The sequence below is a fragment of the Pseudoalteromonas sp. TAE56 genome (genome assembly GCF_000497955.1).
Lineage (GTDB): Bacteria > Pseudomonadota > Gammaproteobacteria > Enterobacterales > Alteromonadaceae > Pseudoalteromonas.
The window spans coordinates 13,447-29,256 of the sequence record NZ_AUTN01000059.1 but is presented as its reverse complement, the minus strand read 5'-3'; the positions used below and the strand labels follow the sequence as shown (position 1 = coordinate 29,256).

Genomic DNA, 15,810 nt, shown 5'->3' with positions numbered 1-15,810 from the left:
TTATTCTCCTTTCTCACTACGCTCTGCAATAATACCGGCGCTTTGCTCTTGTAATATAAGCAGTAAACCTTTTGAGCGAGTATTAAGTAGCGTGTAAATAAATACGGTTGGTATTGCAACAACTAAGCCTAATACGGTTGTTACTAATGCTTGAGAAATACCACCCGCCATTAATTTAGGGTCGCCAGTACCAAATAGTGTAATTGCTTGGAAGGTATTGATCATACCGGTTACCGTACCAAGTAAACCTAATAGCGGTGCAACTACCGATATAATTTTGATAAGTGTTAAGTTACGCGTAATTTTTGGCATTTCGCGTAAAATAGCTTCGCTTAATTTAAGCTCTAACGTGTCGTAGGCAACATTTGGGTAGTCGTCTTTAACTTTCATAACACGACCTAGTGGATTGTCATCTCTCGCTACGCTGTCTTTTAGCTGGCGGCGAATTTTCCCACCAACAAGTAATAGCGATACAAAACGCTCAATTGCAATTAATAATGCAAGTAAACCTACACCTAAGATTACGTAACCAACAGCGCCACCTTGATGTACTTGCTCTGCTGTATCTGGGGCTTGAACGAGTAAACCTAAAATTGAACCACCTGTTGGGTCAAGTGCAAATTGCACAACACCTGTCTTAGCGTCTTGTAAATCGCCCGCTGTTGATGTGTAACGCGATACTGGTTGGCGAGTTAGTTCGCTTAGTGTATTCGTACCTGGGTTGTATTCTAAATACTTACCGCCCGATACAAGGTTAAAAGCACCTACGCGAACAACTTCTTGCTGTGCTTTATTACCACCTTCGACTATAACCGTAGTATTAAAGCGACTTACTTTGCCTTGCTCGGTCATTTCGCGTTGCAGCTCGTACCACACTTTTTCAATATCGTCGATTGAAGCAAGCTTTGATGTTGAACCCATTTTTTGAGCGAGATCGTCCATAAAAGCACTTCGCCCCGGAATTTCTGCCGATACAACCGATGTTGCAAATTTATTGCTTGAATCACCAGCAACTTGCTGAAGAACACCATATAATTCTTTAAGTGATCCCATACGCTTTGATAAAGTGTCAGTTAAATTAGCAAGCTTAACTTCGTTTTCTTCAAACTGTGTTTCTAATCGCTCTGATTCACCAAGCATTTGACTGCGTTTTGCTTGTGTATCTTTTAGCATTTGCACTTGTTCGTTTTGACGCGAGGTAAATTCTTGCTCTCGTTGCTTGTTTTGTGCGCTTTGAACCGATTTCCCGTCTTCAATTGATTTAAGTAACGAGTCAAGATTCATTGACTCTGCCGCGATACTATTACCTGTAAAACCTAGGCTTAGTGTAAGGCTTGCAGCAAAAAGAGCCTTTTTTGTCATTTGAGTAAACAATTTCATTTTTAACCTCTTATTCTGCTGCGTGTACTGGCAGAGTTAACATATCTGGGGCAAGTTGCTTACGCGCTATGCGAAGACCTTTGTTAATTTGGCTTATAGTAGAGTCAGGAAGCGCTACAAACGTTTTTGTGTCTGTATCCCAACTACCTGCTTGCTTGCCATCGCGCGTTAAATAAATAAGCTCTAAACGACCAATGCGTAAAAAGTCTACTTCTCGCTCTTTACCACTGACTTCTAATAGAGCGGTATATGCTTCAATGGTACGCCCGTAATCAACTTCCACTTGATAAGCTTCCAAAACACGGCGAAATTTCTCGCTTGAGGCGATATCAGCGCGATCCATCATGGTTTTTAATGAGGCTAAACGTTTTGCACGCTCGTCTTGTAGAAATGGCACGTCGAGTGATACAAACTGCTCAAGGCCTGTGATCATACGCATCATTAAAGGTGTAATTTGACGTTCAATAATAGAAACCTGATCCATTGACAGGTTTAAAGATTCCATCTCTTCTATTTGATTATTTAACTGTTTAGTTAGCTGAGCGTTGTAAACAGCTAAACCGTCAATTTCTTTATTGAGGGTTTTAAACTGCTGTAAACGCCCTTGCATTGAATCTGCAATCATGTCTATTTTTGTTTGTGATTGCGCAGCTGATTTATTAATTTCACTGCTTTTATCAATAACCTTATCTAAATCGTTTGCGTGTACTGCTGCACTTGCGGCCACAATACCAGCTAAGATTAATGGTTTAACGCCTTTCATCGCATACACCTTTACTCGTTAGTTAGCGGATTTGCTAGTTTGTTTTCTTAGGTCATAAATTTTGTTATATAAATAATTTATGACTTAATAATTTCAATGAGCAGGAGTTTATAGATGTAACATGACAAGGATGTTGCGCAAAAAAGTCGCTTTTATGACAATGGTAACAATTAAGACTTACGAGGAGATTTTTAAGATGATAAGAGCATTTGTTAACCAAATGCCCTATAAACAAGCTGGGTTATTTTAAAATTGAATTAATTTGATTAAGGGAATAGTGCCAATCGGTATAATTAATTTCTATTGGGTGTGCTTTATTGTCTTTTATAAGCACGAGTGAGGGAAACCCTTGAATAGGTAACGTACGAACGAAAGACAACTCTTCTTTAAGTTCATCATTAAGCTCACTTGATGCTAGCTGCGCAGTAAACTCATTTTTATCTAAGCCAACTTTTTCAGCCAAACTAATTAATGTACTTTCATCAGACGGGTTTTGCGCGTTTAAGTAATAAGCATGTTGAATTGCAGCCACCATTTCAACTTCTTTATCTGTTTTACGCGCTATAAGTGCGGCTCTACATGCGGGATACGTTGAACGCCTAGGTTGGCAATTACGCCAAAAATCATAATTAAATTGGGTACCTAACTGCGCTGAAATTTTATGCCAAGTACCCTCAAGCATCTCTTTCATATTTTGTGGCATTGGGTCTTGGCTATCAGGTGCTAATCCACCTACTTTATATTCAATTGCTACTTTACCAGCAAGCTCTGATTTTAGCTTAAGCCAGGTTGGTGAGTAACCCCAGCACCAACTACACATAGGGTCATGAACATATATTAATTTACTTTGAGACATATTAATCCTTCAACTAGTTCGAGACGACTCTATTACGACCAGCAGCCTTTGCACTATAAAGAGCTTCATCTGCTTGTTTTAATGAATCATCATAATCAGTTACTTTATTTACTTGGGAAATACCAATACTACAGGTGATCGAAATACGCTGCTTATCATCGGTAAATATAACGTGCCCTGCGACAGCCTCTCGAAATTTGTTTGCAATTACAGTGGCTGTAGGAACAGTAACCTGCGGTAAAATAACAACAAACTCCTCACCACCATAACGCGCTTTTAACGCAGTTGCCAAAAACTGAGATTCAAGGAGCTTGGTAAATTCAATCAATACCGTATCACCGAAGTCGTGACCATGCGTATCGTTTAAAGATTTGAAGTTATCTAAATCAATTAACAAAATTGAAAAAGGTAAGTACTGATCTGGGCGTGTTTGGGCAAGCTTTAAAAAATGAGAGGTAATAAAGCGTCTGTTTGCCATGCCAGTAAGGGGATCTGTGTACGCATGTTGTTTTTGCTCTAGCGTAATATCGGCAATAGCCATGTGGCTTTTATGTCTAAAATACTCACCAATAAATGAGAATAAAAACACCATAAAAAATGACGCTATAAATCGTGTTTTTTCTACATCGCCATAGCTAACTTGACCAAAGTCAGGGCCGTATAAAATAACAATACAAGAAAACAGTAAAGTAAAACCTAACCAAGCACCTAGTCTGACCCCTAAAGATGCAAACGTTACTACTGGATAAAACATTAGCCAATATAGCGCGGTGTTGTCTTTACCACCGGTATAAACAAGTGCAACAAACATCATGCACACAATGCTCATACTTATTAATGCCACTACTTGAAGATTACCTGTTTTTATAAAGTAGATAGAACAGCTTATATTTGTAATGTTAACGATAATTAATGAAGCGGTGAGTATCGGTGAGTAAACCTTATAATTCAAAAACACGAGTACAGCAATCACCACAATTGATATCCCAATCATGGTAAATAAAGAAAACGCTTTGCGTTGCATGTCTGAGCTATAAACACTGTCGATATTTATTAGACTGAGCCAATTTGGTTTATTCACATTTTTTTTAGTCATTAATTTTATACTTTAAACTTTTGAACCATATTTTCTAAGGCACTAAACTGCTGTTTTAGTTTGGTACATTCGTTAAGCGTGTCATTTAAGTTAGCCTTGCCTTGTATAGAAAGCGCACTAATTGTTTGAATATCAGTATCTAATAACTTAACAACTTGGTTTTGCTCATCTGTTGCACTGGCCACAGAATGATTTGCATCGTTAATTTGCTTAATAGCTTGAATAACATGACTCATTAAATTGCCGACGGCATCTGCTTGTTGTACGCTTTTTTCACTGTCTTGAAGGCTTGTTTTCATAAGCTCTACAGCAAGGTTTGAGCCTTTTTGTAACTGGCTCACCGTGTCTTCAATTTCTTGCGTTGATTGTTGAGTGCGGTGTGCTAATTGGCGTACTTCATCTGCTACAACGGCAAAACCGCGTCCTGCCTCTCCTGCTCTANTTCTATTGCTGCATTGAGTGCCAATAGATTAGTTTGCTCGCTTACACCTTTAATAACTTCAAGCACTTGCCCAATACTGGTTGTGTGTGTATTTAAACTGTTTATAGTTTGCTGAGCTTTCTCCATATTAGCTGAAAGCTGGTGGATGGTTGCAACACTGTGGCTTAATGCTTCTTGGTTTTGTGTTGAGTGCTCATCTGCATTTTTAGCAAGCTGCGAAGCACTCTCTGCATTACTTGAAATATCCATTGATGTAGCTGAAAACTGATTAATAGCCGCTGCAACGCTATCGGTTCGTTTACTTTGATCATCATACATAGACAGTGATGAATGTGTTTGTGATACCAAGCTCTCAATAGCTGTATCTAATTGCTCAGTGGACTCTTTTACTTGATCTATTGAATGCTGAATTTTTTCGATGAAAATATTAAATGAATGACTTAAGTCGCCAAACTCATCATCATTTTCAACGGTTAGACGCCTTGTTAAATCGCCTTCGCCTTGTGCTATATCTTTAATGGCATCATTTAAACGGTTCATAGGCTGCATTAAATAGCGTAATAAAAGCTGCATCATAATAATGATAGCAATGATCCCTATCACCATAAAAACAGCCGCAGTTTGGCCAAAGTTAGAAACGCTGACATACGCTTTATCTTTATCTATAACAACACCTAGGTACCAATCTACATTTTCAATGCCACTAATTTTTGTAAACGAGATAAGTTTAGACTCTCCGTTTATTTCGTATTGGGTAAACTCACTTTGCAAGGGCGTATTAGTACCAAAAATATCTGCTGTATTTTTTAAGTTTAACTTAGCATTAGGATGGCTTAACACTTGACCTTTGTTATCGAGTAAAAAACCATAACCAAGACCTAAAAAATCAATATCGTTGATAATTTTAGTTACAGTTTGCATATCAATATCGGCACCTGCAACGCCGCTAAACTGCCCATTTTGTAAAATGGGTACTACCGCTGAGATTGTAAGCTCGTTAGTTGTTACATCAATATAGGGAGTTGTAAAAGCGGTATTTGATTTGTTTTCGACTAATTTGTACCAAGGCCGAGAGGTCGCATCAAAATCAGCAGGTAAAACGACAGATTGATCGTTTAATATAAACGTGCCGCTGGATTTACCGATATAGGTATTTTTAAAGCTTCCGGCAAGTTCTGCAGTATTTAATTGTGAAAGGGTGAGTGCTTTAGAATCATTAGCTTTGTGGGTTTTAGCTATTGATATAACAATCGCCAACTTTGCATTTAACCAACTCGCTATATTTTGTGAAACAGATTCTGAGTTTTGTTGTAATACTAGGCTTAACTGCTGCTCTGTTTGCTTGCGCATTGCAATGTAGTTATTAAAAGTAAATAACCCTAGCACCAAAACCAAAATTAAAGAGGCTGCAATAGTCACTTTGGAAGTAAATTTCAACGAGTTAAGCATATACATCCTTTTTATTATTTATCTTTATTATCCATACAGTTTTAGCAAAAATTTAGCAAAATGTCCTAATAAATAAGGCTTGCGACTAGATTATTAGATAAAAATAAGGATAAAGGATTAAAAAACAAAAGGCTGTAGGGGGTAACTGACTAATATTGAAATAAGTTATGACTCATATTAATTACTTGTGGAACGTTCCTATTAAATATAGGTTTATAAGTGACTGAATACGTATTCAGTCACTTTTGTATAGTCTGTTATTTCCACTTATTTGCTAAGCGAACAACATTTAATCCGTACCATGCTATAAATACATAACACACCAATGGTACAAAAAAGCTTTGTTGTATATTAACTGTGTCAGCTATAAACCCTTGCAGTAATGGTACAAGTGCCCCCCCTACAATAGCTAAGCATAACCAACCAGAACCCTTACTAGTCAATGATCCTAGTCGCTCGATAGCAACCGAAAATATAGTCGGGAACATAATTGAGTTAAATAAACCAATTGCCAATACTGAATATAAAGCGACGTCACCTTGAGTAAAAATTGTGATCAATAATAGCGCAATAATACTAAATGCATTAAATGCGATAGCCTTAGAAGGCGCTATTTTTTGTAATAAAACAGAGCCAATAAAACGCCCTACCATTGCCCCGCCCCAATAATAACTAATAAGTGCGGCCGCGGTATGCTCTTCAAGCCCTGCTATGTGTGTCTCACCAAAGTAATTTACTAAAAAGCTGCCGATGGCAACCTCCCCGCCTACATAACAAAATATAGCAAGTACACCCATAGTTAAGTGCGGTGCTTGAGTTAATGAACGAGATTCTACTTCAGCGTTATTTTCTTCTTTATGGGCTTCAATTTCTGGAAGCTTTATAAAGGCAAATATAATAGCGATAAGTAATAAGGCGCCAGCAAGCATTAAGTAAGGAACTTTTACAGACTCAGCAGTTGCTGCAGAAGCGGCTAGACTACCTGCGGTACCAAAAAATAATAAACCACCTACATAAGGCCCAACAGTAGTACCAAGCGCATTAAGTGCTTGTGCCAAATTTAAACGAGAAGAAGCTGTTTTTTCAGGCCCAAGAGCAGCAACATAAGGGTTAGCAGAAACCTGAAGTACCGTTACACCAGCGGCAAGTACAAATAAAGCGCCTAAAAATAGCCAATACTCATGTACTACAACAGCAGGGTAAAACAACATACAGCCAATTGAAGCCACAATTAAACCGGTTAAAATCCCTTTTTTGTAACCAAACTGCTTAACTAAAATACCCGCAGGGATAGAAACAATAAAATAAGCACCAAAAAAGCAAAACTGTACTAGCATCGCTTCAAAAAAGCTTAAATCAAATACGCCTTTTAATCGTGGTATTAGTACATCGTTTAAAACAGTAATAAAACCCCATAAAAAAAATAGGGTCGTCATTGCAGTCAGTGGAAACAGGTAATTTTTATTTGGCTGTTCGTTGACCGCGAATGATTGATTTGTATTTATTTCACTCACGTCGTTTTCACTCCATTAACAAGTTGAAAACGATTCTACATGTTTATATATAAATTAGTCAGTGCAACAAAGGAACGTTCCAATTTCATGGTTTGCATTGAGTATTGGTCGTATTGATAATACGGTCTATCTCACCACTATTATGGAACTGATAAAGCCCTTCGTTTATGTCATCTAAGACTAAAAGCCATTTAGGTGTAAGCTTACTAATAGCAAAATATAAAGGATTGTATTGCAAAGAAATGCTTTCTTGCTCAATGGAAGAAAGCAAAGATTGTTTTTCAGGTTTAGTTAAAGAAGAGTAAGTCACTGAGAATTTAAGAACTTGAGGGTCGCCTATAATCAAATCAACACGTTTAGCAACCAGAAGCTGAACAAGTTGTAAATCATCAACAGAGGTAATAACTTCAAACTCAGCATTGTCCATCATAGCATCAAACTCAGGCGTATTTTGATACCCTCGAACAACACCAATCTTTTGCCCTTTAAGCGATTTTAAGTTTCCAGTGAAACGGTCTGAATCGCCTTTCCTTTTTAAAAATGCAATTTCGCCACCTTTAAACGAATTTGATAAACCGAGTAATTCTCGACGTGTTTTACCATTAACATAATCGGAGGGGGCTGTATCTTCTATAAAATATTCAGGCATTAATATATCAGCTTTGCCTAGCTCTACATTTCGTACAGCTCTTGCCCAAGGCAAAAATTCTATATATACGCTGTAGCCCTTACTATTTAGTAGAGCTATTGAAAATTGATAAACCCAGCCTTTATTACATAAATTATTACCAATATAAGGAGGCCAATCGAGTGTGGCTAAATGGAGTGTTTGTTTGGGATTTTTCGCTTCATAGAGCACTCCTGATTTGTGGTAATGTCCAGTTAAAACATGTTGAGTACCATTTTGATAATACTCAACTGATGTTTCAGCAAAACAATTACTACTTGTCAGTAATAATATAAAATAAAACCAGCGCATTTTAGAATCTATTTGTGATTAATCATGTTTTTAAGTTTAGTTACAACTAAACCTTTTGCACTAATAAATCTTAATTAGATGCTTTTTCCCATTTCATTTTATTATTCGTATCACGTGAGCTTATAATTGTTGTATCGCTGCTCTCAACGCCGCCTAATTTAGCTAAGCGATCGTACAAAACAACATTACAGGTAGCCGCTAAGTTCATGCAGCCAATAGTTGGAATATATACCACTTCATCACACCACTTTAAAACGTCTTTTGGTACAGAGCCATCTTCGGGGCCAAATACATAAAATGCATTTTCAGGATGCTTAAACTCAGGAAGTGGCGTTGCCCCTTCAATAAGCTCAATGACAACAACGGTAGCACCCTCTGGTTTTACCGCTTCTAAACTATCAGTTTCGGTTAAAGGGATACGCTCAAGTGCGTTCTTAGTATCGGTATGAAATTTTTTGGCATTTAAGTAACGATTACCGGTAAAAAACACTTGTTTGGCGTCATAACAGCCTGCTGCACGCAATACACCGCCAACATTTGTCGGGCTTTTAGGGTTAATTAAACCAATACTCGCTTTTAACTTATTCATTAATCAGCGTCCTTTGTTGGCCACTCTGCAATGTATAAATCAAAATCATCTAGCTTTACATCACAATCTTTTACTGTTTTGTCTTTTACAGAAATACCTAGCTCATGCATCTTTGTTTTATCGCCACTATTTAATAATGGGTGCCAAGAAGCCAAACCACGACCTTCATGTAGACGACGGTAACTGCAGCTTTGTGGCATAAAAAAGATGTCTTTAAGGTTTTCTTTTGTGAGTTTTACACAAGAAGGAACAAGCGTTTGGCGGTTTTCGTACTCGCTACAACCACAGGTGTTGTTATCAAGATACTGGCATACAATATTAGTAAATATTAATTGTTCACCTTCACGTAACTGATCGGTAGCTGTAAATTCGTCTTCATCTTCGCTATCAATAAACGTATTTAAACAACATTTTCCGCATCCATCACAAATGGCTTCCCATTCGTTTTGACTCATGTCGCTTAAGCTTTTTTTAAGCCAAAATTGTGTATTTGCTAATTGTTGATCAAACATAGTTTACTCGTGCCCCCTAAAGAGCGCGCATTCTACCGTATTGCTGTAAATGGCGCAAAGCCAATACCCTTTCAAAGTACTGGCTTTACGCTACAAATTAACTTTGAGATTTAACCCAACGCTTAATTTTTTCCTCTAAGATTGGCATTGGCAATGCGCCATCAATTAATATTTGCGTATGGAATGCTTTAATATCAAATTTATTACCGAGTTCTTTTTTAGAAAAATCACGTAATTCTTGAATTTTAAATTGCCCTAACTTGTAAGAAAGCGCTTGTCCTGGCCATGCAATATAGCGCTCAACCTCTGCAATTACATCGCTCTTTGCCATAGATGAGTTAGCAAGCATGTAGTCTATACCTTGTTGACGCGTCCACCCTTTTGCATGAAAACCAGTATCAAGCACTAAACGCATTGCGCGTAATTGCTCATCCGATAAACGCCCGTACCACATATAAGGGTCGGTAAATAAGCCTAGCTCTTTGCCTAAGCTTTCTGCGTAAAGCGCCCAACCTTCTGCAAACACAGTGTAACCACCAAATTTACGAAAATCAGGTAAGCCTTCTATTTCTTGTTGAAGTGCTATTTGAAAGTGATGCCCTGGGGCTGCTTCATGAATCGATAAAGTTTCGAGTAAAAATTTAGGCTGCGCTTTTAAGTTATAAGCATTGATATAAAAAATACCAGGGCGAGAACCATCAGGTGCCGGAGATGCGTATGATGCACCTGCTGCCGACTGCGCTCGGTATGCTTCAACTGCTTTTACAACGTAAGGTGCTTTGGGTGCAATGTTAAAAAGCAGAGGCAAACGTGCGTCTATTTTTTTCTTAACGTTTTCATATGCCGCAATTAACTCATCGGGCGTGTCGTAGTAAAATTCATCTGAATCACGTAAATGGTCAAAAAATTCAGATAACTCACCTTTAAATCCTACGGTTTCTTTTACTTTTTTCATTTCGCTTAAAATACGCGACACTTCACTTAATCCAATGTCATGAATTTCATCTGCAGATAAACTAAGCGTCGTGTTTTTCTTAATTTGGTATTCATACCATGCTTTACCGTTTGGTAAGTCACTATAACCAACGCTTTCTCGACTATTAGGAATATACTGATTAGCTAAAAAGTCACTCATGCTTTTATAAGCCGGTACTAAGTGCTGCGTAATCAATTGACGATACTGCGCTGTAATTTTTTGCTTTTGCTGTGCACTAAACGATTCTGGTAATTTTTTAATTGGTCCCCAAAACAGTGAGTCTTCAGCATTTTTAACTACATGAGCCACAAATTGTGGCTGCAGTTTTTCAGCAAGTGGTTTTGGTAACGTAATACCTAGTTTAATGCCTTGCGCCATTGAGCGCTCTACACTGGCAAGCCACTTTACAAAACCTTCGCTGCGCGAGATAAAAGCCGTGTAATCTTCAACTGTATTAAACGGCTGAGCACTTTGACCTGAACCAAAACCTGCAAAGGTGTTATGCGCACCTGCCATTTGGTTAATTGGTAATAAATAATCAGGAAACTGCATGCCTTCTAATTTAAGTGCAAGGTCGCGCTCTAATATTTCAAAACTTAAAAGCGATTGCCCTGTTAACTGTGCTTTATCTATAAAGTTTAAGCGCTGTTGATATTTTTTATAAAAAGCCGCTTTTTTAGCTCTATTTTCTTTTGAAATCTCAGGCGTAAATTGATCGTTAAACTCGTTACGACCATTATACGTTGCGCTAATGGGGCTATATGTGAGCGATTCATCGTAATACTGTGCAACAAGTATATCGAGTTGTTGCTCTGCCGAAAGCTCTGAAACAATACCTGCCGATGCGTTAACTGTGTTTAGCTGCGTACTGGTATTAGTGTTTGTACTAAGCCCAGTATTCATACAGCCACTTAAAGCAAACATAACGCCACTGGCAACTAATGCTAATTTAATTGATTTCATGATAATCCTTTTTAATATCGTTTTTTGATTATGCGCATTAAACCGTGCTTAATAAAGTAATTACGATAGATTGCGTTCATCGTATTAAATTTGCACTTTTATCTGAGCTTGTTACATTTCTATTAATTCAAATATGACTTAAAAGAAAAATAAAATGAAAAAACAACTACTCAGCACCTCTATTGCCTTACTTTGCTTAACCACTTTTAATACCCATGCCGTAACATACCTATCGGCTAAAGCCATGGTTGATGTTGAAGATGGCAAACTCATTAAATCGCCCTTGATTACTATTGATGATGGCGTGATCACTAATATTGAACAAAATAAAAAACCAACGCTGGTTAAAGGTGATAAACATATTCAACTACCTGATTTAACCCTTATGCCTGGTTTAATGGACATGCATGTGCATTTAACAAGCGACCCTACGGTTCCACGCAGCGAACGTTTAGGCCAGTCAGTACCGCGTATGGCGATTAAAGCCGCTTATTTTGCTAAAAAAACATTAGAAGCCGGATTTACAACATTACGTAATGTTGGCGCTGAAGGTTACAGCGTTATAGCGGTACGTGACGGTATAAATGCGGGTGACATAGTTGGCCCTCGTATTTGGGCTGCGGGGCCATCACTTGGAATTACTGGTGGGCACTGTGATAACAACCGACTACCTCCTGAGCTTAAATACACTTCAAGCGGTGTTGCCGACGGTCCGTGGGCTGCCCGTATAAAAGTACGCGAAAACATTAAATACGGGGCAAACGCTATTAAGTTTTGCGCCACAGGTGGCGTATTTTCAAAAGGGACTAAAGTAGGTGCACAGCAGTATTCTTTTGAAGAAATGAAAGCCATTGTTGATGAAGCCCATATGCGTGATTTACCAGTTGCAGCTCATGCACACGGTACAAGCGGGATTAAAACAGCTATTAAAGCAGGTGTTGATAGCGTAGAGCACGCCAGCTTTTTAGATGACGAGGCCATAGCCCTTGCAAAAGAACACGGTACTTGGCTTTCTATGGATATTTACAATACCGAATACACACTAACTTATGGCGAGCAAAACGGCGTAGACGAAGAAAATCTAAATAAAGAACGCCAAGTGTCGAAAAAGCAACGTGATAGCTTTAGCCGGGCTGTTAAAGCGGGCGTTAAAATGGTATTTGGTACCGATGCAGCAATTTACCCGCACGGAGATAATGCAAAACAGTTTAGCCGCATGGTTGAATTTGGCATGACAGAACTGCAAGCCATTCAAGCATCCACAATTAATAGCGCTAAGTTATTAAAAATGGATGCTCAGTTAGGACAAATTAAAACCGGATTTGTAGCTGATATCATTGCTGTAAAAGCAAACCCTCTTAAAAATATTAAAACCTTAGAGTCAGTCCCCTTTGTAATGAAAGCCGGTGTTGTTTATAAAGATTAATTGTAAACGTTAAGGCGTGTTGACCTTTGAAAATTACAATTCTCTCGTTTAGTAAGGCTAAGATTACTTAGTCTTACTAGCCCTTAATTCACATAAAAGGAACAATATAACCTTATAAAACTTCATCATTGATTATAAATCATCCAAACAGTTCTATTTAATCAAAAAAAGTGAACTTTTTATTCACTTTAAAAACAATAACCATTATCATTCGCGAAAATTCAATAACGCGAATAGTTATCACTCTATGAAACCGTTTAAGTACTCTCTTATTACTCTTGCTTGTTTAAATGCAAATATGGCATTTGCCCAAAATACTACAGCTGACTCTGATATTGAACGCATCAGCGTATACGAAAAACAAAACCGCGTGGTGATGAGCTCTGGTCTTGCTACTAAATCAGACATGTCTTTAATGGAAACACCTGCACCGGTTGTTATTATTGACCGTGAACTTATTGAATCTCAAGGTGTAGATAGCCTGCAAGATTTAGTTAGAAACGTAAGTGGTTTAACACAAGCAGGTAATAACTACGGTATTGGTGATAACTTAGTAATTCGTGGTTTAGATGCAAACTATACCTACGATGGTATGTATGGTGGTGCAGGCCTAGGTAATACATTTAACCCGACTCGTTCACTTACAAATGTTGAATCTGTTGAGGTTTTAAAAGGCCCAGCAACGGGTTTATATGGCATTGGTAGTGCGGGTGGCGTAATTAACCTAATTGAAAAAAAACCAGAGTTTGAAGAAAAACACAAAGTATCGGCTGAGATTGGCCAGTGGGATAGCTATTCATTAGCGTTTGATAGCACTAACGCTATAACAGATGATTTGGCCTACCGTGTGATGGCTAAAACAGCGTCAAGTGACGGCTTTCGCGATTTAAAAGAAGATCGCGACGAAATTTATACCTCGCTTAAATACGTGCTTAACGACAAACAAAACATCATGCTTTCTTCAGCCTATATAAAAGACGAAATAGCGGTTGATTCTATCGGTCACCCTATTCGTATTTACAACGCAGAAACTGCAAACGGTTTAAGCGCGGGTGAAGTAACCGGTGCAGATTTAGTAAACGATCCGACAGGAAGCGGCGTACAGTTAAGTGATGCACAACGCGACCAGCTAGCTAACTCATTATCAGCATCAGATGGCTTAACGCCATATAGCTTTGGCACAAACGGTATAATTTCGCCAATGGCTGATGCTAACGAAGGTGAGGAGCTGCGTTTTAAATTAACGCATAACTATTACATTACTGACGATTTGTTTTTAAACCAGCAACTACAGTACCGTAACTACACATCAAGTTTTGCTCGCCAAACAGGTGCATATAACTACGTTTACTCTACTCGTGATGGAATTATTAATAACGACCCTCGTGCTCCATTAGTTGAAGACGGTGTACTTTATCCATATGCAGCACGCCGCCAAGAATACCGCCAAGTAGAAGCAGATGAAAAATCGTGGCAGTACTTTTTAGATTTACGTTATGACTTTATGCTAGGCGACGTAGATAACGAATTACTTGTTAACGCCAACTACGAAGATAGAGATATTCGTTTTAAACAATTCTCAATTTGGGATCAAGATTACGTACTCACAAACGATGCTGGTGATGTAACCTACCAAGGATCATTGCCATATATTTACGATATAAGAGAACCAAATTGGCCATCTGGCAACTTTGATGACTTCGATCCACTTAAAACCAGCGACTACAATAAAAAAGTACAAGCATGGGGTTTAGGCATTCAACATGTTGGTTATCTTACTGAAGAGCTTACAACGCGTATTGGTGTAGCATATAACCGCATTGAGCAAACTTACGAGCACTTTGGTGTAGATGAGCGCTATAGCTCGAGCCGCGCAGAGCCAACACCTGAAGCGAGTACATCAGATTCTGGCTTAACGTATAACCTGGGTGTCACATACCAGCCATCTGAAGATTTATCTGTATTTGTAAATCATTCAAAAGGTCGTACTGCATACAGTGTATTAGGCTCTGTTGCGGGTAATGAAGCAGACAGAGAAGATTCTGAATCAATAAGTAACGATTTAGGTTTTAGATTCAAAGCGTTTGATGATCAACTACTGGCTTCTGTTGTTATATTTGAAAGCTCTCGTACTAATTTAGAATACGCAAATCCACTTTATGACGCGTTAACATCAGGCTCAAATGTGCCTGAAAGCTATTATGATGGTAAAGAAGAAACAACAGGTATTGAACTTGATTTAAACGCTTACTTAAATGATAAATGGAAAGTTAACGTAAACGGTATTTATCAAGATGCACGTGACAAGAGTAACCCTAATAGCAGCAGTTATGATACACGCCAAAAAGGTGTGCCTTACGTAACAGCAAGCACATGGGTAACTTACTACGCAGATATGTTTAACTTACCTGAAGCTGTGAATATAAGTGGTGGTATTACCTTTGTAGATAACAGAAGTACTAATTCGAGTTCGTTCTCGATTCCTGATGGTTATGTACCAAGTTACACGACTTACGATACAGCGGTATCGTACACCACTGATAAATGGCATATGCAGTTAAACTTAAATAACTTGTTTAATAAAAAGTATTACTCAAAAGCTATGTTTTTAGGTGGCATGCCAGGCGAAGAGCGTAATGCAAAACTAAGTTTTAGTTACACGCTTTAACTAGTTAACCTGAACTCTGGATAATAAATCTATCTCAAGCAGCTATTTTCAGCGCTCACTACGTTGAATTTACTTGCAATAGGCCAGCTATTGACGCGTAAATTCGCCTTGTTTTCACTGAAAATCTCTGGCTAGAGAAAATAAATTTAAATATCGCTATAATTCAATACGTTGGTAAATCTCTTAACCAGAGGTCA

The 15,810-nt window shown here is 38.2% G+C and carries 11 protein-coding genes and 1 pseudogene; 2 read left to right on the top strand and 10 right to left on the bottom strand.

Going from position 1 to position 15,810, the window contains the following annotated elements; all coding sequences use genetic code 11:
• From L656_RS0103075 to L656_RS0103020, 10 genes and pseudogenes are all read right to left on the bottom strand, one after another.
• Positions 1-1,380 (bottom strand): MotA/TolQ/ExbB proton channel family protein, encoded by a 1,380-nt coding sequence (locus L656_RS0103075; RefSeq protein WP_024598167.1) that lies wholly within the window; start codon positions 1,378-1,380, stop codon positions 1-3.
• Positions 1,381-1,390: 10 nt separating this feature from the next.
• Complete coding sequence (locus L656_RS0103070) at positions 1,391-2,143, bottom strand: DUF3450 domain-containing protein (protein WP_024598166.1); 753 nt, start codon at positions 2,141-2,143, stop codon at positions 1,391-1,393.
• 241 nt (positions 2,144-2,384) lie between these two features.
• Positions 2,385-2,999 carry a DsbA family protein gene (locus L656_RS0103060; RefSeq protein ID WP_024598165.1) on the bottom strand — a complete coding sequence of 205 codons (615 nt, stop codon included), beginning with the start codon at positions 2,997-2,999 and terminating at the stop codon, positions 2,385-2,387.
• 13 nt (positions 3,000-3,012) lie between these two features.
• Complete coding sequence (locus tag L656_RS0103055; protein WP_024598164.1) at positions 3,013-4,095, bottom strand: GGDEF domain-containing protein; 1,083 nt, start codon at positions 4,093-4,095, stop codon at positions 3,013-3,015.
• Between the two features lie 5 nt (positions 4,096-4,100).
• A pseudogene (locus L656_RS01000000121855) lies at positions 4,101-5,986 on the bottom strand (methyl-accepting chemotaxis protein).
• A 257-nt stretch (positions 5,987-6,243) separates the two neighbouring features.
• Entirely contained in the window at positions 6,244-7,500 is a 1,257-nt protein-coding gene (locus tag L656_RS0103045) for a sugar MFS transporter (RefSeq protein ID WP_024598163.1), read from the bottom strand.
• A gap of 85 nt (positions 7,501-7,585) precedes the next feature.
• The gene (locus L656_RS0103040) at positions 7,586-8,479 is read right to left on the bottom strand and encodes a substrate-binding periplasmic protein (RefSeq protein ID WP_024598162.1); all 894 of its coding nucleotides are present in this window, start codon (positions 8,477-8,479) and stop codon (positions 7,586-7,588) included.
• A gap of 70 nt (positions 8,480-8,549) precedes the next feature.
• Positions 8,550-9,068: an RNA methyltransferase gene (locus L656_RS0103035; protein WP_024598161.1), complete on the bottom strand. Its 519-nt coding sequence runs from the start codon at positions 9,066-9,068 to the stop codon at positions 8,550-8,552.
• Positions 9,068-9,580: a YcgN family cysteine cluster protein gene (locus tag L656_RS0103030; protein ID WP_024598160.1), complete on the bottom strand. Its 513-nt coding sequence runs from the start codon at positions 9,578-9,580 to the stop codon at positions 9,068-9,070. Before L656_RS0103030 ends, L656_RS0103035 begins: the two co-directional genes overlap by 1 nt.
• 97 nt (positions 9,581-9,677) lie before the next feature.
• Positions 9,678-11,519: a DUF885 domain-containing protein gene (locus tag L656_RS0103020; protein ID WP_024598159.1), complete on the bottom strand. Its 1,842-nt coding sequence runs from the start codon at positions 11,517-11,519 to the stop codon at positions 9,678-9,680.
• Positions 11,520-11,673: 154 nt separating this feature from the next.
• Between L656_RS0103020 and L656_RS0103015 the strand changes: the two genes are divergently transcribed.
• Positions 11,674-12,945 (top strand): Xaa-Pro dipeptidase, encoded by a 1,272-nt coding sequence (locus L656_RS0103015; RefSeq protein ID WP_024598158.1) that lies wholly within the window; start codon positions 11,674-11,676, stop codon positions 12,943-12,945.
• A gap of 247 nt (positions 12,946-13,192) precedes the next feature.
• A complete protein-coding gene (locus tag L656_RS0103010; RefSeq protein ID WP_024598157.1) occupies positions 13,193-15,613 on the top strand; it encodes a TonB-dependent receptor in 2,421 nt (806 codons plus the stop codon).
• The last annotated feature ends 197 nt before the right edge of the window (positions 15,614-15,810 follow it).